This is a genomic window from Cupriavidus sp. 10L43_2, assembly GCF_056395265.1.
Genome location: NZ_JBFTJE010000002.1, coordinates 206,769 through 227,887 on the forward strand (window position 1 = coordinate 206,769; position 21,119 = coordinate 227,887).

Consider the following 21,119-nt stretch of genomic DNA (forward strand, 5'->3'; position numbering starts at 1 on the left):
CGGCTAGTCGGTCGGCAAGTCGGTCGGCTAATCGATCAGAGGGAATCCGGCAGCGGGGTAAAGCAGACGGCCCAGTCGTCGGCTTCCTGCTCGCCGATTCCCTCGTCCATCAAACCCTGTTTCCAGCGGCCTTGCCTCAGAAGTCATTGTCGAGTGCCCTTCGAATGCGCACGCGGCGCTCGCCGGGCTGGTATTCGAGTGCGGCGCCTTCCTGGTCGAGAGCGGCGTCGGCCACGACGTCCAGTTCGCGGTCGAGGCCCATGACCCAGAGGGCGCGGGCGAAGGCGCCGATGGCGGTGTCGGGGCTGCCGCGCTCGATGGCCTCGATGGTCGAGCGGGACAGGCCGGCGCGCTGCGCCAGATCGACCTGGCGCAGCTTGCGATGCTGCCGGGCGTCCCGGATACGGGAGCCGAGCGCGGCGAGGCGCAATCCGACTTCAGGGGGCAGTGGCGAGGCGATCGGGCGTGTCATAACAAGCATTATTGGCGTTACTGCTTGTTATAGCAAGCACAGACACACATGTGCCTCTGTCATCACAACTCCGACTCCACCGGCAGCAGGCGCATGAAGCCTTGGCCGATACGGTTCCAGGTGCTCATGTCCGGCTCGCTGGTGTAGGTGCGCAGCACGCCGTCCTCCCGGGTGATCCAGGCCAGTTGGAGGTTGCCGGTCTGGGGGTCGGGCAGCAGCACGACCTGGTAGGCGGCGTCGAGCAAGGCATCGTCGAGCCGCTTGCCAAGCATGTCGCACAGCGGCGCGCTGTCCACGACGATGCCCATCTCGGTGTTGAGCCGCGCCGAGCGCGGGTCCAGGTTGAGGGAGCCGATGAACAGCAGGCGCCGGTCGACCATATAGGTCTTGGCGTGCAGGCTGGCCCGGCTGCTGCCCCCCATGCCGTGCCCCTTTTTCTCCTTCGCCATTTCCGCGTAGGCGCTGGGCTTGAGTTCATAGAGCAACACACCAGCCCGGAGCAGCGCCTCGCGGCGCGGGGCGTAGCCGGCGTGCACCGCCGAGACATCGGTGGCGCCGAACGAATTCGTGAGGATGTGGACCTGCACGCCGCGCTGTTGCAGCCCGGTCAGCCACGCCATGCCGGCATCGCCGGGCACGAAGTACGGGGAGACCAGCGTGAGGTCGTGCTGCGCGCTGCCCAGCACCTTGGTGAGCGCCGGAATCGCGTGGGTCGAATCGTCCTCGGGCGGCAGCGTGACCTTGGCGGCGCGGTCGGCGATGACCGTGGCGCGGCCCCAGTAGGCCGGCAGCGCCTCCTGCTGGATGGCGCGGATCACGCCGGACTCCAGCACGGTCTTGCCGTACGGCGTGGCGCGCAGCTTGACCTTGCGGTCGTCCAGGTACTGGCGCACGCGCTGCTGGAAGGCCACGGTCTCGGCGTCCGACTGGGGCTTCGCCAGGGTGGCGAGCGGATAGGTGGCCTCGGCATTCCAGTAATCGTCGAACACGGCCGAGACCTGCGGCACCACCGGGCCGGCCGCCAGCAGGTCCAGATCGCTGAAATCGACATCGCTCTTGGCCGCGAAGTAGGCATCGCCGATATTGCGGCCGCCCACCACGGTGAGCTGGTTGTCCGCCGTCATCGACTTGTTGTGCATGCGCCGGTCCACGCGGCGGAAATCAGTAGCGAACTCGAACATCCGCACGCCCCGGTTGGCAAACGGATTAAACAGGCGCACTTCGACGTTGGGATGGGCGTCCAGCGCGGCCAGCGCCTGGTCCTGGCCATCCGTGTGGAGGTCATCCAGCAGCAGCCGCACGCGCACGCCACGGTCGGCGGCAGCCATAACCTCGGCGAGCAGGGTCAGGCCGGTGTCGTCGGCATCGAAGATGTAGTACTGGAGGTCCAGGCTGCGCTGGGCGGTGCGGGCCAGCGCGAGGCGCACGGCGAAGGCATCGGCGCCGGCGGTGAGCGGATAGAACACCGATTCGCCGGGATGCTGCGCCAGGCGCGGCGCCAGTGCCCGGCCGAGTGCGGTATCGGCGGAATCGGCGGAATCGGCCAAGGCCAGGGCCTGTGTCGGTGGCTGGGCCGGATGCGGCGGCAGGCTGGCGCAGCCCGCCCCCAGCATCGACATCACGATCACTCCTGCCGCCATCAGCCAGTTTGCAACGCGCATCGGACCGCTCCTGGATTGTTCCACCCGCAACAATTGAGTGGGTCGAAATCGACGTTTGCGATCTTACCGCGCGCTGCTAAGCTTGCATTACTTGCAGTTTGCAAGCTTTATAACCGTGACGGATATGCTTATGCCCACCCTGTTCGATCCCCTGCAAATTGGTGACCTGGCGCTGCCGAACCGCATCGTCATGGCGCCGCTGACCCGGCTGCGCGCCGCCGAGCCCGTGCATGTCCCCAACGCGGTCATGGCCGAGTACTACGCCCAGCGCGCCTCTGCCGGCCTGCTGATTTCCGAGGGCGTGCCCATCTCCGAAGACGGCGTGGGCTACCAGAACGTGCCGGGCCTGTGGTCCGGCGAGCAGGTAGCAGGCTGGAAACAAGTAACGGATGCCGTACACGCCGCCGGCGGCCGCATCGTGGCCCAGCTGTGGCACGTTGGCCGGATTTCCGACCCGAGCCTGCTCAATGGCCGCCAGCCTGTGGCGCCGAGCCCGATCGCGGCCGGGGGCAATGTGAGCCTGCTGCGTCCGCAGCGTCCCTTCGTAGTGCCGCGTGAACTCACGCGTGACGAGATCCGCACCGTGGTGGCCGACTTCGGCCGCGCCGCCGCCAACGCCAAGGCGGCCGGTTTCGATGGCGTGACCATCCACGCCGCCAACGGCTACCTGCTCGACCAGTTCCTGCAGGACGGCAGCAATGTGCGGACGGATGAATACGGCGGATCGATCGAGAACCGCGCGCGCATCCTGCTGGAAGTGGCGGATGCCGTGACGGCCGTGTGGGACGCCAAGCGCGTGGGGGTGCATCTGGCGCCGCGTTCGCCCAGTCATTCGATGGCCGAAAGCCAGCCGGCCGAGACCTTCGGCCATGTGGCGCGGGCGCTGGGCCAGCGCGGCCTGGGCTTCCTGTTCGTGCGCGAGACGCCGGGCGAAGGCGCCCTGCTGCCGCTGCTGAAGCGCGAATTCGGTGGCGCGATCATCGCCAACGATGGCTTCGACCAGGCCGCCGCGACGGCTGTGCTGGCGACGGGCGATGCCGACGCCGTGGCGTTCGGCCGCGCGTACATCGCCAATCCGGATCTGGTGGAACGGCTGCGGCTGGGCGCCGACCTGAACGCGGTCGACCCGGCCACGATGTACGGCACGGGCGGCGTCGAGACGCGCGGGTATACGGACTACCCGACGCTGGAAACCGCGTCGGCGTCGTAATGGCGTAGGGCGGCTGGGACGGGGTTCAGATCTTCTGGATCGGAATCACCGTCCGGCCGCCGCACTCGCGCAGCAGGTCGCGCAGGTCGCGGATGACCGGGAACACCTCGTGGTTCCAGTCCGCGCCCTGCTTGTCGTGGGCGGCCTGTTCCATCTCCACGATCTCGCGGTCTTCCTTGAAGATCCGTTCGGTGAACCAGACCAGCAGCGGCCACGCCAGGTCCAGCGCGAACGGCAGCCCCGGGCGACGAATCGACAGCATGCCGAAGGTCCGGTTGGTGCGCTGCGCCGCGTCCAGCGGCACGTAGGCAATCCACAGGTCCATCACCAGCGTCCCGCTGCCCGAGCGAATCTGCAGTGTCTGATAGGGATAGACGGTACGTACCGTCATCACATCCTTGCTGTTCTCCCCGCCGTCCTTGCTGAACACCAGCGCCTCGCCCACGGGCTGCTTGCCGCCCTCGCGGGTGAAGGTGTAATCGACCTCGACGAAGCCCTCACCGCGCCTGCGCCCGACCGAGCGCGCGCGCATCATGCCCATCTGGCGCCGATGCAGGAACTGATGGTTCATGTCCATCAGGTTTTCATGCATGAACGAGTAGTGGCACTTCACCGCGCGGCCCAGGCGGCGGGTCTTGTACTGCTTGTCCGCCACGGAGGCGAAGGCCGGCAGCGGCTTGCTGTCCGCCAGCGCGGGGTCCCCGGGGAAGACGAAGATCAGGCCAGCCACTTCCTTGCAGGGGTAGGCGCGCACGCCGTTGGGCAGGCGTTCCTTGCCGAGGTAGGGCACGTCGATGCAGCGGCCAGTGCAGTCGTAGGTCCAGCCGTGGTAGCAGCAGCGGATCGATTCGCCATCGACCACGCCCGCGTGCAGCGGCACCTGTCGATGGGCGCAGCGGTCTTCGAGCGCGAACACGTTGCCGCTCTCGGTGCGCACCAGCACGATCGGGTCGCCCGCGAAGCGCACGCCGTGCGCCTTGCCGCGCTTCACTTCCTTGGACCAGGCTAGCGGATACCAGTAGTCGGGGTGGATCGGCACGCGCCGCAGGTCCCGCACGCCGACGTCACCGGCCAGTGGCTGCGGCGCCGCCATGGCGGCTGGCGGCGGCTCCGCCTGCACGGCTGGATCGATGGTTCGGCGGTCAAGCGCGGACTCGGCATACATGCGTGGCGTCTCCGTGGAGCCAGGACTGGCAGGGAAGCGATCGAGTCTACCCCATTGCGCCCCCCCGGTATGTCGGCATTTCTCCGACGTTACCCCACCCCGGCACGCCCCGCGCCACGTGTTGCGGAGCGGCGACAGCCCCGGCCTGCCCGATGGGTGGGAATCTCCTGCCTGCGGGTAGCCACCGGGCCAGAAATGGTCGAAATCTATGTATCCTTGGAGGATCTGAAGCCAGCCAACACGATGCCGCGCCCCGCATCCCCACCCTCCCCGCCCCCGCCGCCTTCGCAGCCTTCGGGGCCCTCGCCAGCCGCCTCGCCCAACGATGTGGATAGCGAACGCCTGCGCACGCTGGTGGAGGCCGTCACGGACTACGCCATCTTCACGCTGGACGCCGAGGGCCACGTCACCAGCTGGAACACCGGCGCGCAACGGATCAAGGGCTATGCGCGCGACGAGATCGTCGGCCAGCATTTCTCCCGCTTCTATACCGACGAGGCGCGCGCGCGTAACTGGCCGGGCATGGAGCTGGAGACCGCCGCGCGCATCGGCCGCTTCGAGGACGAAGGCTGGCGCGTGCGCAAGGACGGCACCCGCTTCTGGGCCAACGTGGTCATCACGGCGCTGCGCGACCCCAAGGGCCACCTGCTCGGCTTCGGCAAGGTCACGCGCGACATGACCGAGCAGCGCCTCGCCGCCGAGGCCCTGCGCCAGAGCGAGGAAACCTTCCGGATGCTGGTGGAGAGCGTCAAGGACTACGCCATCTTCATGCTCGACCCGCACGGCCGGGTGATGAGCTGGAACGCCGGCGCCTCCTATATCAAGGGCTACCGCCGCGACGAGATCGTCGGCAAGCACTTCTCGGTCTTCTATCCCGCCGAGGACCTGGCGGCGGACAAGCCCGGCCGCGAGCTGGCCATCGCCCGCGCCACGGGCCGCGTGGAGGACGAGGGCTGGCGCGTGCGCAAGGATGGCTCGCTGTTCTGGGCCAACGTGACCATCACGGCGGTCTATGACGAGCGCCAGAACCTGCGCGGCTTCGCCAAGGTCACGCGCGACATGAGCGAGCGCAAGCGGCTGGTCGAACTTGAACAATCGGAGCGCCGCATGAACGAGTTCCTGGCCACGCTCTCGCACGAGTTGCGCAACCCGCTCGCGCCGATCCGCAACGCACTGACCGTGATGCGGCTGCGCCCGCAGGAGCCCGCCGTCACCGAAAAGAGCCTGAGCCTGATCGACCGGCAGATGACCCACCTCACCCGGCTGGTGGACGATCTGCTCGACGTGGGCCGCATCGCCGCCGGCAAGATCGAGCTGCGGCGGGAGCCGATGCAGGCGCGCGAGATCATCGCGCTCGGCATCGAGGCCGCCGAGCCGACGCTGGCCGCCAAGTCCCAGCCGGTGGGCGTAACCGCCGCCACCGAGGACATCCCGCTGTTCGCGGACCGCACGCGGCTGGTGCAGGTGATCCAGAACCTGCTGCTCAATGCCTCCAAGTTCTCGCCGCCGGGCGCGTCGATCTCGATTACGTCGATGGTGCGCCACCGCACGCTGGTGATCCAGATCATCGACCATGGCCGGGGCATCGCGCGCGAGTCGCTCGACACGATCTTCAACCTGTTCGTGCAGGAAGACCGCCCCGGCAGCACCGCGCAGGGCGGGCTGGGCATCGGCCTGTCCCTGTGCCGCTCGCTGGTGGAGATGCACGGCGGCTCGGTCTCGGCCACGAGCGAGGGGCCCGGGCTGGGCGCCACCTTCACGGTGCAGCTTCCGCTGGCCGCGGCGTTCAATCCGGCCGGCGAGAACGCCGATGCCACCGCCGGCACGCCCCGGCCGCTGCGCGTGCTGCTGGTGGATGACAACCGCGACGCCGCCGACAGCATGGCGATCCTGCTGGAGATGTCCGGCCACGCCGTGACGATTGCCTACGATGGCATGGAAGCCGTGTACGCGGCGGCGCGCGTGCGCCCGGACGTGGCGCTGGTCGACCTGGCCATGCCGGGCATGGACGGCTTCGCGGTGGTCCACGCGCTGCGCCAGATGCCCACGCTGGCCAACACGCGCTATATCGCGATGACCGGCTTCGGGCAGGCCTCGGACCGCCAGCAGACCCAGGAGGCCGGCTTCCACCGGCATCTGGTCAAGCCGGTGGAACTGGAGGCGCTGCTCCAGGCCATCGACGCCGGCTAGCATCGCCGGCCTCATCCCCCTACTTCACGCGCGGCGCCGGCAGACCCTCGTCCGCCTGCGGGAGGCCGCCGGACCGGCGCAGCCGCACCGCGCTGGCCACGGCCCCGGCCACGGTTTCCACCTCGCGCTGCACGTCCCCATCGACATCGAGTTCGCGGTGCGACGTCGCGTAGGGCTTGTAATAGCCGATGAAACGGTCGAGCCGGGCCTTCTGCCCCGCATCGACCAGCCCCATCCAGTCGAGCCAGTCAGACAGCGCGCGCCGCACGCCTTCGATGCCGGCCACGTCGCCATGCACCGCGAGGCCGTAGACCCGGCCCGCGAGGTGCTTCGGGTAGTCCCAACCCTTCAGTTCCAGTGCCTTGGCCTCGGGCACGGTCTTGCCGTGTGTGCTACTCGGGTCCGGGTTACCGCCATCGGCGCAGACCAGCCGGTCCATCATCAGCTTGAGCGGGCTGGTCACCTGATACCAGTACACCGGCGTGATGATCATCACGCCGTGCGCGGCGGCCCAGCGCGGGTAGAGGTCGTTCATCCAGTCGTTGACCTGCCCGAGCGCGTGGTTCGGATAGCAGCTGCACGGCCAGTGGCATAGCGGCATGGCGGTGGAGACGCAGCCCTTGCAGGGGTGGATCTGGCGGTCCGGGTCCGAGGTCAGCACGCTGAGGTCGAGCACATCGACGGTCATGCCATCGTGTTCGAGCCGCGCCCGGGCCAGTTCGGCGAGCCGCCATGACTTCGACATCTCGCCCGGGCAGGTGAAGTCGTTGCGCGCGGCAGCCACCACCAGCAGCACGCGGGGCGGCGTGGCGGGGTCTGACTGCCGTTGCTGCGCTGCCGCGATGGCGTCCCGGGCGGCGAGCCATTCCACGGAGACGTCGTAGCCGGGGTCCGCCGCGCCCGGGCCGGCCTTGGCGGTCAGCGGCGCCTTGCGGCTGTCGGCGTAGGCGGCCCAGGCGATGGCTTCGAGCCGGTCGATCGCGGCCTCTTCGGCGCGGAACGCCGGGTCGTAGAAGCGCGCCCGGAAGCGCTCGCGAAACGCCTCGCGCGGCATTTTTTCGGTGACCTGCCCCTTGCGCACGTCGTGGGCGGCGTCTTTGTCCATGGCGTTCCCCCTCTGTGGTGACGCATAGGTCTCTGCAAGATAGGCGCCACCCCGCAGCGCCCGCCAGTGGGGCGGCTTGGCAAGTCTTACAAGGGGATGCGTGGAGAACGATGCAGGTTTTGCGCGCGGCGTCGCCCGTGGATACGCCGTCCCTCTCCCCCGCCCCTCTCCCGGAGGGAGAGGGGAAAAAACCAGGGGCCCATCAAAGCCTGTCGGTGTGCTCCCCTCGCCCGCTTGCGGGAGAGGGGAGAAAACCAGGGGCCCATCAAAGCCTGCCGGTATGCTCCCCTCGCCCGCTTGCGGGAGAGGGGCCGGGGGAGAGGGCCGGCGGTTCCAGCCGCGCTGGCACAAAACCTGCCCCTCCACGCCATCACTCGACAAGGCATCGACATGAAAGAAAGTCCTGAAATCCGGGACACGGCGCATTTCCTTGCGCGGCATGGTCTCAGGCTGGCCACGGCGGAGTCGTGCACGGCCGGGCTGATCGCGTCGCGCATTGCCGAGGTGCCCGGCTGCGGCGACGTGCTGCGCTGCGCCGTGGTGGCCTATGCGCCCGACATCAAGACCTCGGTGCTGGGTGTGCCCGAGGAAGTCATCCGTCGCCACGGGCTGACCAGCGAGGCCGTCTCGCTGGCCATGGCGCACGGCGTGCTGCGTCTGGCCGATGCCAATCTGGCGATTGCCAACACGGGCGTGGCCGACGGCAACGCGCCCGACGACACCCCGGCTGGCACGCAGTGCTTCGCGTGGGTGCTGCGGATGCCGGGCCGCACTGCCCCGCTGGCCGTGTTCACGGAGACGCGGCGCTTCGACGGCGACCGCAACACCGTGCGCTTCGCTGCCGCCGACTACGCGCTGCTGCGCATCCCGCACTACTACGAACTGGCGCGCGGCGGCACCGGCCAGACCCGCCCGTCGCCCACCCCATAGATGCGGTCCCCCGGCGCGCGCCGGATCGTGGCCTGGCCCGTGAAGGCGCCGAAAGCCGGCAGGATCGCGCCATGCTCCCCCAGTACGAAGCACGGCAGCCGCAGCGCGTCGGCACCGCTGCCGCGCAGCACCACGGCCGGATGGAGGTGGCCCGCGAGCACATAGCCGTCCGGGGAAGCGCCCGGCATATGGCACAGCGCGAACGGGCCGGCCCGCAGCGGTTCCGTGACCACGGTCATGCCGAGTTCCGGCGGCGGGTCGCCGGCGTGGGTGTCGTGGTTTCCGCGCACCAGCGTGCAGCGCACGCGGGCCGGCAGCGCCCGGCGCCAGTCGTGCAGCGCGACGATGACCGCCGCCGTGCGCGCGGCGCGGGCGTGCAGGAAATCGCCCAGAAACACCAGCTCCCGCGCCGGATAGCGCACGGCCAGCGCGTGCAGCCGGGCGAGGTTCTCGGCCGTGGTGCCGGGCGGCACCGGCTGCCCCAGCGCCCGGAACGCGGCGGCCTTGCCGATGTGGACGTCCGCCACCAGCAGCATCGCCGCGCCGGGCCACCAGATGGCGTGCTCGGGCAGCAGCCACAGCGTCTCCCCGGCCACTTCCACGGCCTGGGCGCCGAAGGCATGCAACGTGGCGGCGTCTGGCTGGCTCATAGCAGCGGGAGCGGTTTCGATGGCTTGCGCGGGCGCCCCGAGCGACGTGCGCGACCGCTGGCCCCGCTTCTTCCACCACTGCGGCCACCTGACTTGACGTGATCGGCCATGCCGAAGCGCGCCACCTCGGCCACCTGCGCGGCATCGGCATCGACGGTATCCCCCACCGGCCCCGCCGCCGCCTCCAGTTCGGCCAGCATGCGGGCGATGCGGTCGGCCAGCTTCTCGGTACTGAGCTTCTCGCGCAGGAATTCCACCACCAGCGGAAAGGCCAGCGGCGAGGGGCGCTTCAGCGCGTGCAGATCGAGCCGCAGCGCGGACAGCCGGGCCAGCGTGTCGGCCAGGCGGTGGGCGTCCAACTCCTGCATCAGCACCTCCCGCTCGGCCTGCCCGAGCAGCAGGTTGGCCGGGTCGTGCTTGCGGAAGACCTCGTAGAACAGGCTCGATGACGCCTGCAACTGGCGCGCGCTCTTGTGGGCGCCAGGGTAGCCCTGGAAGATCAGCCCGGCCACGCGGGCGATCTCGCGGAAGCGCCGCAGCGACAGCTCCCCCGCGTTCAGGCTGCCGAGCACGTCGGCGGCCAGGTCGCGCTGGCGTTCCTCGGCCAGCACCAGCGGCAGCCAGTGCGCCCAGTCGAGCGGCGCCGAGGCCAGCAGTTCGAGCCCGTAGTCGTTCACGGCCACGGAGAACGTCGCCGGCACCTGCTGCCCGAGCCGCCACGCCAGCAGGCTGCCCAGCCCCAAATGCACCGAGCGGCCCGCAAACGGATAGAGGAACAGATGCCAGCCTTCGCGCGAATGGAGGGTCTCGGCCAGCAGCGTGCCGCGCGTGGGCAGCGCCGACCAGCGCGCCTGCAGGTCTACCAGCGGCTGGATCAGCGGCAGTTCGGGCGTGCTGGCCGGGTCGAGGTGGCCAAGCTGGGCGGCTTCGAGCGTATCGACCACGGCCTCGGCCAGTTCGGTGGAAAGCGGCATCTTGCCGCCGTTCCAGCGCGGCACCGAGGGCCGCTTGCCGGCCGCGCGGCGCACGTAGGCGGTCATCTCCTGCACGCGCACCAGTTCCAGCAGCCGGCCGCCGAACAGGAAGCAGTCGCCGGGCGCCAGCCGCGCGATAAAGCCCTCCTCCACCGTGCCCAGCGAGGCCCCGCCACTGCCCGCGCGCGTCCAGAATCGCACCTGCATCGTGGCATCGCTGACGATGGTGCCCACGCTCATGCGGTGCCGGCGCGCCAGCCGGGCATCGGGCACGCGCCAGACGCCGGCCTCGTCGGGCATCGCGCGGCGATAGTCGGGATAGGCGGACAGCGTGCTCCCGCCCTGCCGCACGAAGTCGAGGCACCACTGCCATTCTTCGTCGCTCAGGGCGCGATAGGCCCAGGTGGTGCGCACCTCGGCCAGCAGGTCATCGGCGCGGAAGCCGCCACCGAGCGCCACCGTCACCAGATGCTGGACCAGCACGTCGAGCGGCTTGTCCGGGGACTCGCGCGCCTCGATACGGCCAGCGCGCACCGCGTTGCGCGCTGCCACGGCTTCCACCAGTTCCAGGCTGTGCGTGGGCACCACGGTCACGCGCGACGCCCGCCCCGGCGCATGGCCAGACCGTCCGGCGCGCTGCAACAGCCGCGCCACGCCTTTGGGCGAGCCGATCTGGAGCACGCGCTCCACGGGCAGGAAGTCCACGCCCAGATCCAGGCTCGACGTGCACACCACGGCGCGCAGCGCGCCGTTCTTGAGATGCACCTCCACCCAATCCCGCACGGCGCGGTCCAGCGAGCCGTGGTGCAGCGCGATCTGGCCGGCCCACTCGGGGCGTGCATCGAGCAGGGCCTGATACCAGAGTTCGGCCTGCGAGCGCGTGTTGAGGAACACCAGCGCGGTGCTGGTGGATTCCAGTTCGCGCACCACGTGCGGCAGCATCGACAGGCCGAGATGCCCCGCCCACGGAAAGCGCCCGGCGGCGTCCGGCAGCAGCGTGTCGATGACCAGCGTCTTCGGCGTGTGGCCGTGCACCAGCACCCGGCGATCGTCCGGCAGGCCGGCCAGCAGCACGTCGCTGGCATGGTCGAGGTTGCCGAGCGTGGCCGACAGTCCCCAGACCATCAGCCCGGGCTGCCATTGCCGCAGCCGCGCCAGCGCCAGTTGCACCTGCACGCCGCGCTTGGAGCCGATCAACTCATGCCATTCATCGACCACGACCAGACGCACGCGGCCCAGCGCCTCGCGTGCGTCGGCGCGGGTCAGCAGCAGGGAGAGGCTCTCTGGCGTGGTTACCAGCGCCGTGGGCAGGCGGCGCGCCTGCGCGGCGCGTTCGCTGCTGCCGGTGTCGCCGGTGCGCAGCCCCGCGGTCCAGTCGAGGCCGAGTTCGGCCAGCGGGGCTTGCAAGGCGCGCGTGGTGTCGGCGGCCAGCGCGCGCATCGGCGTCAGCCACAGCACGGTGAGCGGCGGCGGCGTGGCGCCGGCCCGGGCCGGCGGTTCGGCGAAGGCCAGCAGCGCGCCGAGCCACGCGGCGTAGGTCTTGCCGGTGCCGGTGGTGGCGTGGAGCAGCCCGCTTTGGCCGTGGGCGATGGCGTCCCACACGTCGCGCTGGAAATCGAACGGCTGCCAGTGGCGGGCCGCGAACAGCGCCGGCAGCGTCTCAGCCACTGGCGGGGCGCGGACGAACGGTGCGGCCTCGCTCATGCGGCATCCTCGGCCGGCACCGCGCGCGCGGCGCCCGGCAGCATCGCCTCCAGCGTGGCCAGCGTGTCGGCCTCCTCGATCGGCTTGTCCGTGCGCCAGCGCAGCATGCGCGGAAACCGTACGGCGATGCCGCTCTTGTGCCGCCCGCTGCGGGAAATCCCCTCGAAGCCGAGTTCGAAGACCAGTGTCGGCGTGACGCTGCGCACCGGGCCGAAGGACTCCACGGTGGTCTTGCGCACGATGGCGTCCACCGCGCGCATCTCGGCATCGGTCAGCCCTGAGTACGCCTTGGCGAACGGCACCAGCGCGCGCTCCGGCGTGCCCGGCGGGGCGTTCCAGACCGCGAAGGTGAAGTCGGTATAGAGGCTGGCGCGCCGGCCGTGGCCGCGCTGGGCATAGATCAGCACGGCATCCACGGTGTAGGGATCGATCTTCCACTTCCACCAGACGCCCACGTCCTTGGTCCGCCCCGCGCCGTAGGCGGCGTCGGCGGCCTTGAGCATGAAGCCTTCCACGCCCAGTTCGCGCGAGGTCTCCCGCAGCGTGGCGTAGCGCGCCCAGTTGTCGGCATCGACCAGCGGGCTCAGCTCCAGCGCCGGGTGGACGTGATCGGCAATCACCTGCTCCAGCCGCGCGCGGCGTTCGGCCTGCGGGCGGGCGCGCCAGTCCTCGCCCTGCCATTCGAGCAGGTCATAGGCCATCAGGATGGCCGGCGCCTCGCGCAGCAGCTTGGCGCCGAGCGTCTTGCGACCGATGCGCTGCTGGAGCAAGGCGAACGGCTGCACGCGGCGGTCCTGCCAGATCACGATCTCGCCGTCGAGCACGGTGCCATCCGGCAGCGTGGCGGCGGCTTCGGCCAGCTCGGGAAAGCGCTCGGTGATCAGTTCCTCGCCGCGCGACCACAGCCATGTGGCGCCGGCCCGGCGCACAAGCTGGGCGCGGATGCCATCCCACTTCCATTCCACCTGCCAGCGGGCCGGGGCGCCGAGCACGGTGTCGAAGTCCTCCACCGGGGCCTGCAAGGGATGGGCGAGGAAGAACGGATAGGGCTGGCCGCCGCGCTGCAAGGTGGCGAGGGCGCCCTCGCCCGCCGCCGTCCCGGCATCGTCCGGGGCGATCAGCGCGAGGTAGTGCGCGGCATCGGGGCGGCGCGAGATGTCGGTGTAGCCGACCATGCGCTCGGCCACGCGCTTGGCGTCCAGCCCGGCCACCTCGCCCAGCGCGCGGGTGACCAGCAGCCGCGACACGCCCACGCGGAACGCGCCCGTGATCAGCTTGAACAGGACCAGCCGCCCGCGCGCGTCGAGGGGGCGCCAGAGCGCATCGAGCCGCTCGCGCAGCACCTCCGGCGGCTGGCCGCGCAGCGGCAGCAGGCGCTGCTCGACCCATTCGGCCAGCCCGGCCGTGTCGATGTGGGGCGTGGCCGGCAGCAACAGCGCGATGGTCTCGGCCAGGTCGCCCACGGCCTGATAGCTTTCCTCGAACAGCCACTCGGGCAGCGCGGCGGCCTGCCGGGCCAGTTCGCGCAGCATCGCCACCGGCACGAGCTGGCGCGGCTTGCCGCCGGACAGGAAGTAGACCGCCCAGGCGGCGTCCTCGGGCGGCGCGGCGCGCAGGTAATCGACCAGCGCCGCCAGCTTGGCGTTGCTGGACGTGGTGCCGTCCAGCGCCGCGTAGAGGTCGGCGAAGGCTTTCATGGGGCTGCCTCCGGGGTTTCGACCGGGGTTTCCACGGTCTCCTGCGACGGCTCGTCATCGTCCCCGGCGTCGTCCCCATACTCGGTCTGGAACGCCTGCGCCTGCCAGCCCTGCTCGCACAGGTAGCGCACCATCACCGGCACGTTGCCATGCGTGACGATGACGCGCGGCGCGCCCGTGGCGGTGATCGCCGAAAGGAGCCCGGGCCAGTCCGCATGGTCGGACAGCGCGAAGCCGCGATCGACGCCGCGCCGGCGCCGCGTGCCGCGCAACTGCATCCAGCCGCTGGCGAAGGCATCGGCGGCCTCGCCAAAGCGGCGCAGCCATGTGGAGCGCTGCGCGGACGGCGGCGCCACCACCAGCGCGCGGCGCAGGGCCGGGCTGCGCGCCGGCAGGTCCGCCGTGGTCAGGGTGGGTGGCAGGGCCACGCCGGCATCCGCATAGGCCTGGTTCAGCGTGGTCATCGCCCCATGCACGACGATGGGCCCCGGCAGCGCCACGTCCGCGCCCGCATGACGCATCAGCCCGTGCAGGATGCGCTGCGCCTTGCCGAAGGCGTAGCAGTACAGCACGCTCGCCCGCCCCGCCGCCGCGTTGGCCTGCCACCAGCCGAAGATCTCGGCCATCAGCGCGGCCTGCGTCGGCCAGCGGTAGATCGGCAGGCCGAAGGTGCTTTCGGTGATGAAGGTGTCGCAGCGCACCGGCTCGAACGGGTCGCAGGTGCCGTCGGCCTCGACCTTGTAGTCGCCGGAGGCCACCCAGACCTGCCCGCCATGTTCCAGCCGCACCTGGGCAGATCCCAGCACGTGTCCGGCCGGATGGAGGCTCAGCCGCACCCCGTGATGCGTGATGGCTTCGCCGTAGGGCAGCGTCTCCAGCGCGATGCCCGGCAGCCGCGCCAGCAGCACGCCGCGCCCGGGGGCGGCACAGAGGTAGCTGCCGTGGCCGAAGCGCGCGTGGTCCGAATGGGCGTGGGTGATGACGGCGCGCACCACGGGGCGCCACGGGTCGATATAGAAGTCGCCGGGCGGGCAATACAGCCCTTCCGGCCGCGCGACGATCAGGTCGGCCATCGGGATCCATCCCCCTCTATATATATAGGCGGGGCGTCAGGTAGCGGACGGCCCCGCGCGCCGCGCCTTGCGGGCCTCCGCCATGCCCCGCACGTTCAGCGCGGCCAGCGCGAACTGGAGCACCACCAGCGCCCACGCCCCGGTATGGAAACCCCAGCCTACCCACATCGCGTTGCTGGCCAGGAAGACCCAGAAGCCCACCTTGCGACGGCCCGCCGCGCGGCTGCCGACCAGCCAGGTGGCGGCCACCGTCACCGCCATCGCGGGCCATTGCAGCGCATCGAGCCAATCCACGGAAATCCTCCCGACCTGACGATCCATATCCAGCGTAGTCGGCCCGGGGCGGCGCCGGCCAGCGTGGGGTGTCCCGTTCGGCTGTCGGCGCATTCTCACAAAGTTACCAATGCATCACTTAGAGAGCGGAATGCCGATTTCCCATACGGCGTCAATCAGCCGGGCGCCGATAGTGTCGACTAGGAATCTCTCCTAGAATCGACTCAACGTCCTGCCGTGCGGCGTGGTCAGCCGCGGACGCCTCCTTGCCCGATCCCTCCCATCTTTCACACCTTCATGCGCCCAGAAAACCAGCGACTAGCGGACCTCCTGCGCGAGGACCCGGACACCATCCTGCGCGGCTGGACCGCCGAATATCACACCTACACGGGCGGCCGCGGCCTGAGCCAGAACCTCGAGACCGAGCAGCGCGCCATTCTCAAGGCGCTTGACACCGGCCTGTCGGCGGATGCCGACGCGAGCAACTTCGACAGCCGTGCCTGGACCACCCTGCGGGACACGCTGTCGCACCTGTCCGCCGCCCGCGCGGCGCAGGGCGAGACGGCCGACGTGACCAGCGGCTTCGTGCTGGCGCTCAAGCGCCCGCTGTTCGATGGCCTGCAGCGCCATCGCGGCGAGGTGGAGGGCCAGATCGAGGTGGTCTGGGCCGCCTCGTCCATCGTGGACCGCATGGCGCAGTGGACCGTCTCCACCTACCAGAAGACGCGCGAGGACATCATCATGCGCCAGCAGCACGAACTGCTGGAGCTGTCCACGCCCGTGATCAAGCTGTGGGACGGCGTGCTGGCGGTGCCCGTGATCGGCACGCTGGACAGCAGCCGCGCGCAGATCGTCATGGAAACGCTGCTGGAGCGCCTGGTGAACACCGGCTCCGAGCTGGCCATCATCGACATCACCGGCGTGCCCACCGTGGACACCCTCGTGGCGCAGCACCTGATGAAGACCGTCACGGCCATCCGCCTGATGGGCGCGGAAAGCATCATCAGCGGCATCCGGCCGCAGATTGCGCAGACCATCGTCCATCTTGGCATCGACCTGCAGGGCATCATCACCAAGTCCACGCTGGCGGACGCGCTGGCCACGGCCATGCGCATGACCGGCCACACCGTCACCCGCGCCGCCTGAACCCGGAGGCGCCATGGAACGGATTCCAATCCTGCGGATGGGCAAGAACCTGCTGGTCACGATCCAGATCGACATGCAGGACCAGACCGCATTGATGTTGCAGGAAGACATTGCCTCCACCATCGACCAGACCGGCGCGCATGGCGTGCTGATCGACGTCTCGGCGCTGGAGATGGTGGACTCGTTCATCGGCCGCATGCTGGTGAGCATCTCGGACATCAGCCGCATCCTCGGCGCGACCACGGTGGTGGTGGGCATCCGCCCGGCCGTGGCCATCACGCTGGTGGAGCTGGGGCTCTCGCTGGGCGGCGTGAAGACGGCCCTGAGCGTGGAGCGCGGCATGCAGATGCTCGACGCCGCCGCGCGGGTGGCCTGAGATGGCCACCCCTGCCGTGGCCACCGAGCTGGCCGATACGGGCAGCTCCCCGCTCAAGGACGAGCGCGATATCGTCCATGCGCGCGCGATGGTGCGCACGCTGACAATCCAACTGAAGTTCTCGCTGGTGGAGCAGACTAAGATGATTACGGCGGCCAGCGAACTCGCCCGCAACACCGTGGTGTACGGCGGCGGCGGCGAAATGCGCTGGGAGATGCTGGCCGAGGGCATCCGCAAGGGCCTGCGGCTGCATTTCGAGGACAAGGGCCCCGGCATTCCGGACGTGGAACAGGCGCTGGTCGACGGCTGGACCACGGGCAGCGGGCTGGGCATGGGCCTGTCGGGCAGCAAACGGCTGGTGAACGAGTTCGCCATCAGAACCAAAGTTGGCGAGGGAACCTGTGTCAGCATCACTCGGTGGAAGTAACAACCTGGGCCCGCACATCGCCGTGCCGATGGGCGACCGCAGCCGCGTGGGCGAGGCCCGACGCGCCGCCGCCGAACTGGCCGGGCGGCACGGCTTCGATGCCATCCAGTCCGGTCGGCTGGCCGTGGCCGTCAACGAGCTGGGCAACAACCTCGTCAACCACGCCCGGGGCGGCCGGCTGCTGGTGGCAGCGTGCCAACTGGGCGACGGCATCGCCATCGAGCTGATTTCAATCGATGACGGCCCCGGCATGACCGACCTCCAGGCCTGCCTGCGGGACGGCTATTCCACCGGCGGCAGCGCAGGCCAGGGCCTCGGCGCGGTCAGCCGGCTGGCCGACGACTTCGACATCTACACCCGCCCCGGCCAGGGCACGCTGATCCTGGCGCGCTTCTACCGCGAGCGCGATGCTGGCGGCACGGCGCGCCGCACCAGCAACGGCTTCGACGTGGGCGCGGTCTGCGTGGCCGCGCCGGGCGAGACGGTCAGCGGCGACGGCTGGAGCGTGGCCGTGCACGACCACCGCGCCGACGTGGTGGTGGCGGACGGCCTGGGGCACGGCCCCGACGCCGCCGAAGCCGCCGCCGTGGCGCTGTCCGTGTTCGCCCGGGCCCGGGGCAGCCATCCCGGCCGCTACCTGGAACTGGCGCACGGCGCGCTGCGCACCACGCGCGGCGCCGCCGTGACGGCCGCACGCGTGGACGCCGGCGCCCAATGCATCCGCTATGCCGGCGCCGGCAACGTCATGGCGCGCGTGATATCCGGCATCGACGACCGCACGCTGCTGGTCCAGAATGGCACCGCCGGCCTGCAAATGCGGGCCGTGCAGGAGCAGGAGGTGGAGTGGCCGCCGCACGCCGTGCTGATCGTGCATTCGGATGGCATCCAGTCGCGCTGGCGGCTGGACGACCCGGCCGTGCTGCAGCGCGATCCGTCGCTGGTGGCCGCGTTCGTGTTCTGGAAATTCTGCCGGGGCCGCGACGATGCCACCGTCGTGGTGGTTCGCCGCGCGCAGCGGTGATGCCCCCGGGCCCCCGCAAGACACCGTGAGACTGGCCGCTATGACCCACCCCACCCACCCGACCCACCCGACCGCCTCCCCCGACACCGACCCCGCCGCACTCCAGGCCGCGCTGGCGGCGCGCACCCAGGAAGTGGAGGCGCTGCGCGCCGAGCTTGAGGAAACCAATCGCGGCGTGCTGGCGCTGTACTCGGAACTGGACATCCAGGCCGACCAGTTGCGCCAGGCCACCGAGCTGAAGAGCCGCTTCCTGGCCTATATGAGCCACGAGTTCCGCACGCCGATCGTCGCCATCCAGAGCATTACCCGGCTGCTGATCGACCGCGTGGACGGCCCGCTCACCCCCGAGCAGGAAAAGCAGGTGGTGTTCGTGCGCGACACTGCCGCCGAGTTCGCCGAGATGGTCAACGACCTGCTCGACCTGGCGCGGCTGGAGGCGGGCCGCGTGGATGTGTCGCCGGCCTGGTTCGACATGGTGGCGCTGTTCGATGCCCTGCGCGGCATGTTCAAGCCCGTGCTGACCAACCCGGAGGTGTCGCTGATCTTCGAGGCCCCGCACGACGTGCCCAAGCTGTTCAGCGACGACCGCAAGCTCTCGCAGATCCTGCGCAACTACGTCTCCAACGCGCTGAAATTCACGCCGAGCGGCGAGATCCGCGTCTCGGCCGTGTGCGACGGCGACGACACCATCACGTTCTCCGTGCGCGATACCGGCATCGGCATCCCGGCGGAGTCTCACGGCGAGGTGTTCCAGGACTTCGTGCAGATCGACTCCCCGCTGCAGCGGCGCTACCGGGGCTCCGGCCTCGGGCTGGCGCTGAGCAAGCGACTGGCGGAGCTGCTCGGCGGGCATGTGGGCTTCGAGAGCGAAGTCGGCGTGGGCTCGCGCTTCTACGTGACCGTGCCGGTGGCGCTGCCCGTGCCAACGGACGCGCCTGCCGGAGACCATCATGGCTGATCACATCGTAGCGGCCATCGGCAGGGGCGACACCCCGCCGCTGGTGCTGGTGGTCGATGACAACCCGGTCACGCGCTACGCCACGGTGCGCGTGCTGAGCGCGGCCGGCTTCCGCACCATCGAGGCCGAGAGCGGCCAGGAGGCGCTGCAACGCGCCGACACCAGCGTCTCCGCCGTGGTGCTCGACGTCAACCTGCCGGACATCGACGGCTTTCAGGTCTGCCGCCGCCTGCGCGAGCGCGCCGAGACCGCCACCGTGCCGGTGGTACACCTCTCCGCCACCTACGTGGCCGACTACGACAAGGTGCGCGGCCTGGACGCTGGCGCCAGCGCCTACCTGGTCCACCCGGCCGAGCCGGCCGTGCTGGTGGCCACGATCTCCTCGCTGCTGCGCGCCAGCGCCGCCGAGCGCTCGCTGCGCGAGAGCGAGGCGCGCTTCCGGGCGATCTACCACCAGGCCATCGGCGGTATCTGCACGCTGGATCTGGACGGGCGCTTCGTCGACCTGAACCCGGCCATGCTGGGCCTGTTGCAGCGCCCGGCGGAGGCGCTGATCGGCCAGCACGTGGCCGCCTTCGCCCCGCCTGACTGGGTGGCGCGCGTGGCCGAGGCCACCGGCCAGCACCTGCAGGACGGCTGGCAGGGCGCGTTTCCGCTGCGCGACGCGCAGGGCGAGACCATGCACCTGGAATGGAGCATCTCGGCCGTGCTGGAGAACGGCGTGAAGGTGGCCGTGGTGTCCAACATCACCGACCGCGTGCTGCTGGAGCGCCAGCGCGAGCAGCTGATCGAGCGCGAGCAGGCCGCGCGCGCCGCCGTGGAGCGGCTGAACCGGATGAAGGACGATTTCATCGCCATCCTCTCGCACGAACTGCGCAACCCGCTGAACGTGATCTCGGTCTGGACCCATGTACTGAGCCGCCATGTGGCGTCCGAGGAAGGCCGGCGCGGTCTGGCGGCGGTGGAGCGCAATATCGCAATCCAGCGCCGGCTGGTGGCGGATCTGGTCGATGTGTCGATGCTCAACGTCGGCAAGATGAAGCTGGAGCGCGAGTTGACCAACCCCGCCGATGTGATCGGCGGCGCGCTGGACAGCATGCAGGCGCAGGCCGCCGAGCGGCGCGTGGCGCTGGACGTGATCCTGCCGGCCACGCTGGTCCCCCGCGCCTGGCTGGACCCGGCGCGCTTCCAGCAGATCCTGTGGAACCTGCTCTCCAACGCCATCAAGTTCTCGCCCGAGGGCGGCGCGGTGCGCGTGGAGGCCAGCTCAGACGCCGAGACGCTGCGCGTGCGCGTGATCGATCAGGGGCGCGGCATCTCCCCGGACTTCCTGCCGCTGCTGTTCGACCGCTTCACGCAGAGCGACGACGCCAACCGGCGCCAGCACGGCGGCCTGGGGCTCGGGCTGGCCATCGTCAAGCATCTGGCCGAGATGCACGGCGGCACGGTGCATGCCGCCAGCGATGGCGAGGGCAAGGGCGCGATGTTCGAGGTCTCGATTCCGCTGGTGGAGCCGGGCTCGCCCGAACCGGGCGCCGAGCGCGCCGAGGTGGCGGCGATCCAGCCGGGCGTGCCGCTGAACGCGCTGGACGTGCTGCTGGTGGAGGACGATGACGATGCGGCGGCGGCGCTGTCGGCCATCCTGTCGAACGACGGCGCGCGGGTGCGCACCGCGCGCGACTGCGAGACCGCGCTGGATGAAATCGAGGCCGCCACGCCGGACCTCATCATCAGCGACATCGGCCTGCCCGGCCGCGATGGCAACGACCTGATCCGCGAAGTGCGCATCCGCGAGGCGGTGGCCTCGCGGGCGCGTACGCCAGCCATCGCCCTGACCGCCTTCACCCGCCAGCAGGACCGCCGCGCGGCCATCGAATCTGGCTTCGACGCGGTGTGCGGCAAGCCGCTGCGGCTGCAGGAACTGATGAGCGCGATTGAAACTGTGCTGGGGCTGATGCAGTAGGGGCCGCTGCGGCTGCGGCAGGCGCGTGCCCTCTCCCCCGGCCCCTCTCCCAGAGGGAGAGGGGAGAACACCGTCGCGTTGATATGCCAGTTGGGTGCTCCCCTCTCCCGCTTGCGGGAGAGGG

The 21,119-nt window shown here is 70.2% G+C and carries 18 protein-coding genes; 9 read left to right on the top strand and 9 right to left on the bottom strand.

Annotated features, from left to right (window positions below; all coding sequences use genetic code 11):
* Nucleotides 1–136: 136 nt before the first annotated feature.
* Together AC1DEL_RS03205 and AC1DEL_RS03210 are read right to left on the bottom strand one after the other, a co-directional pair.
* The gene (locus tag AC1DEL_RS03205) at nucleotides 137–472 is read right to left on the bottom strand and encodes a helix-turn-helix transcriptional regulator (RefSeq protein WP_477125204.1); all 336 of its coding nucleotides are present in this window, start codon (nucleotides 470–472) and stop codon (nucleotides 137–139) included.
* A gap of 62 nt (nucleotides 473–534) precedes the next feature.
* Complete coding sequence (locus AC1DEL_RS03210) at nucleotides 535–2,133, bottom strand: phospholipase D family protein (RefSeq protein ID WP_477125205.1); 1,599 nt, start codon at nucleotides 2,131–2,133, stop codon at nucleotides 535–537.
* Nucleotides 2,134–2,263: 130 nt separating this feature from the next.
* Here AC1DEL_RS03210 and AC1DEL_RS03215 point away from each other — a divergent pair, with 130 nt between their 5' ends.
* Complete coding sequence (locus AC1DEL_RS03215) at nucleotides 2,264–3,343, top strand: alkene reductase (protein WP_441644207.1); 1,080 nt, start codon at nucleotides 2,264–2,266, stop codon at nucleotides 3,341–3,343.
* A gap of 25 nt (nucleotides 3,344–3,368) precedes the next feature.
* On the opposite strand, the gene AC1DEL_RS03220 is transcribed toward AC1DEL_RS03215, so the two are convergent.
* Entirely contained in the window at nucleotides 3,369–4,436 is a 1,068-nt protein-coding gene (locus tag AC1DEL_RS03220) for a Rieske 2Fe-2S domain-containing protein (protein ID WP_454757464.1), read from the bottom strand.
* A gap of 315 nt (nucleotides 4,437–4,751) precedes the next feature.
* Between AC1DEL_RS03220 and AC1DEL_RS03225 the strand changes: the two genes are divergently transcribed.
* The gene (locus AC1DEL_RS03225) at nucleotides 4,752–6,698 is read left to right on the top strand and encodes a PAS domain-containing hybrid sensor histidine kinase/response regulator (RefSeq protein ID WP_477125206.1); all 1,947 of its coding nucleotides are present in this window, start codon (nucleotides 4,752–4,754) and stop codon (nucleotides 6,696–6,698) included.
* Between the two features lie 19 nt (nucleotides 6,699–6,717).
* Here the strand turns inward: AC1DEL_RS03225 and AC1DEL_RS03230 are convergent, their stop codons facing one another.
* Nucleotides 6,718–7,803 (bottom strand): flavodoxin family protein, encoded by a 1,086-nt coding sequence (locus AC1DEL_RS03230; protein ID WP_255370980.1) that lies wholly within the window; start codon nucleotides 7,801–7,803, stop codon nucleotides 6,718–6,720.
* 390 nt (nucleotides 7,804–8,193) lie between these two features.
* Here AC1DEL_RS03230 and AC1DEL_RS03235 point away from each other — a divergent pair, with 390 nt between their 5' ends.
* Nucleotides 8,194–8,733, top strand: coding sequence for a CinA family protein (locus tag AC1DEL_RS03235; RefSeq protein ID WP_092293265.1), 540 nt, complete (start codon nucleotides 8,194–8,196; stop codon nucleotides 8,731–8,733).
* Here the strand turns inward: AC1DEL_RS03235 and pdeM are convergent.
* The 5 genes from pdeM to AC1DEL_RS03260 are packed head-to-tail and all read right to left on the bottom strand — an operon-like array spanning nucleotide 8,679 to nucleotide 15,125.
* Nucleotides 8,679–9,383 (bottom strand): ligase-associated DNA damage response endonuclease PdeM, encoded by a 705-nt coding sequence (pdeM, locus tag AC1DEL_RS03240; protein ID WP_477125207.1) that lies wholly within the window; start codon nucleotides 9,381–9,383, stop codon nucleotides 8,679–8,681. The genes AC1DEL_RS03235 and pdeM overlap by 55 nt on opposite strands.
* A complete protein-coding gene (locus AC1DEL_RS03245; RefSeq protein ID WP_477125208.1) occupies nucleotides 9,380–12,061 on the bottom strand; it encodes a ligase-associated DNA damage response DEXH box helicase in 2,682 nt (893 codons plus the stop codon). The genes pdeM and AC1DEL_RS03245 overlap by 4 nt, the downstream gene beginning before the upstream one ends.
* Entirely contained in the window at nucleotides 12,058–13,758 is a 1,701-nt protein-coding gene (locus AC1DEL_RS03250; protein WP_441591021.1) for an ATP-dependent DNA ligase, read from the bottom strand. Before AC1DEL_RS03250 ends, AC1DEL_RS03245 begins: the two co-directional genes overlap by 4 nt.
* Nucleotides 13,755–14,831 carry a ligase-associated DNA damage response exonuclease gene (locus AC1DEL_RS03255; protein WP_477104961.1) on the bottom strand — a complete coding sequence of 359 codons (1,077 nt, stop codon included), beginning with the start codon at nucleotides 14,829–14,831 and terminating at the stop codon, nucleotides 13,755–13,757. Before AC1DEL_RS03255 ends, AC1DEL_RS03250 begins: the two co-directional genes overlap by 4 nt.
* Nucleotides 14,832–14,867: 36 nt before the next feature.
* Nucleotides 14,868–15,125 carry a hypothetical protein gene (locus tag AC1DEL_RS03260; RefSeq protein ID WP_092293255.1) on the bottom strand — a complete coding sequence of 86 codons (258 nt, stop codon included), beginning with the start codon at nucleotides 15,123–15,125 and terminating at the stop codon, nucleotides 14,868–14,870.
* 276 nt (nucleotides 15,126–15,401) lie between these two features.
* Here AC1DEL_RS03260 and AC1DEL_RS03265 point away from each other — a divergent pair, with 276 nt between their 5' ends.
* From AC1DEL_RS03265 to AC1DEL_RS03290, 6 genes are read left to right on the top strand one after another with little or no spacing between them, the layout of a single operon-like run.
* Nucleotides 15,402–16,250: an STAS domain-containing protein gene (locus AC1DEL_RS03265; RefSeq protein ID WP_092293253.1), complete on the top strand. Its 849-nt coding sequence runs from the start codon at nucleotides 15,402–15,404 to the stop codon at nucleotides 16,248–16,250.
* A gap of 13 nt (nucleotides 16,251–16,263) precedes the next feature.
* Entirely contained in the window at nucleotides 16,264–16,626 is a 363-nt protein-coding gene (locus AC1DEL_RS03270) for an STAS domain-containing protein (RefSeq protein ID WP_092293251.1), read from the top strand.
* A gap of 1 nt (nucleotide 16,627) precedes the next feature.
* On the top strand, nucleotides 16,628–17,053 hold the full coding sequence (locus AC1DEL_RS03275) for an anti-sigma regulatory factor (RefSeq protein WP_441591024.1): 426 nt from the start codon (nucleotides 16,628–16,630) through the stop codon (nucleotides 17,051–17,053).
* Entirely contained in the window at nucleotides 17,028–18,074 is a 1,047-nt protein-coding gene (locus AC1DEL_RS03280) for an ATP-binding protein (RefSeq protein ID WP_255370757.1), read from the top strand. The genes AC1DEL_RS03275 and AC1DEL_RS03280 overlap by 26 nt, the downstream gene beginning before the upstream one ends.
* Before the next feature lie 40 nt (nucleotides 18,075–18,114).
* Complete coding sequence (locus AC1DEL_RS03285; RefSeq protein WP_092293247.1) at nucleotides 18,115–19,032, top strand: sensor histidine kinase; 918 nt, start codon at nucleotides 18,115–18,117, stop codon at nucleotides 19,030–19,032.
* A complete protein-coding gene (locus AC1DEL_RS03290; RefSeq protein WP_477125209.1) occupies nucleotides 19,025–20,995 on the top strand; it encodes a hybrid sensor histidine kinase/response regulator in 1,971 nt (656 codons plus the stop codon). The genes AC1DEL_RS03285 and AC1DEL_RS03290 overlap by 8 nt, the downstream gene beginning before the upstream one ends.
* The last annotated feature ends 124 nt before the right edge of the window (nucleotides 20,996–21,119 follow it).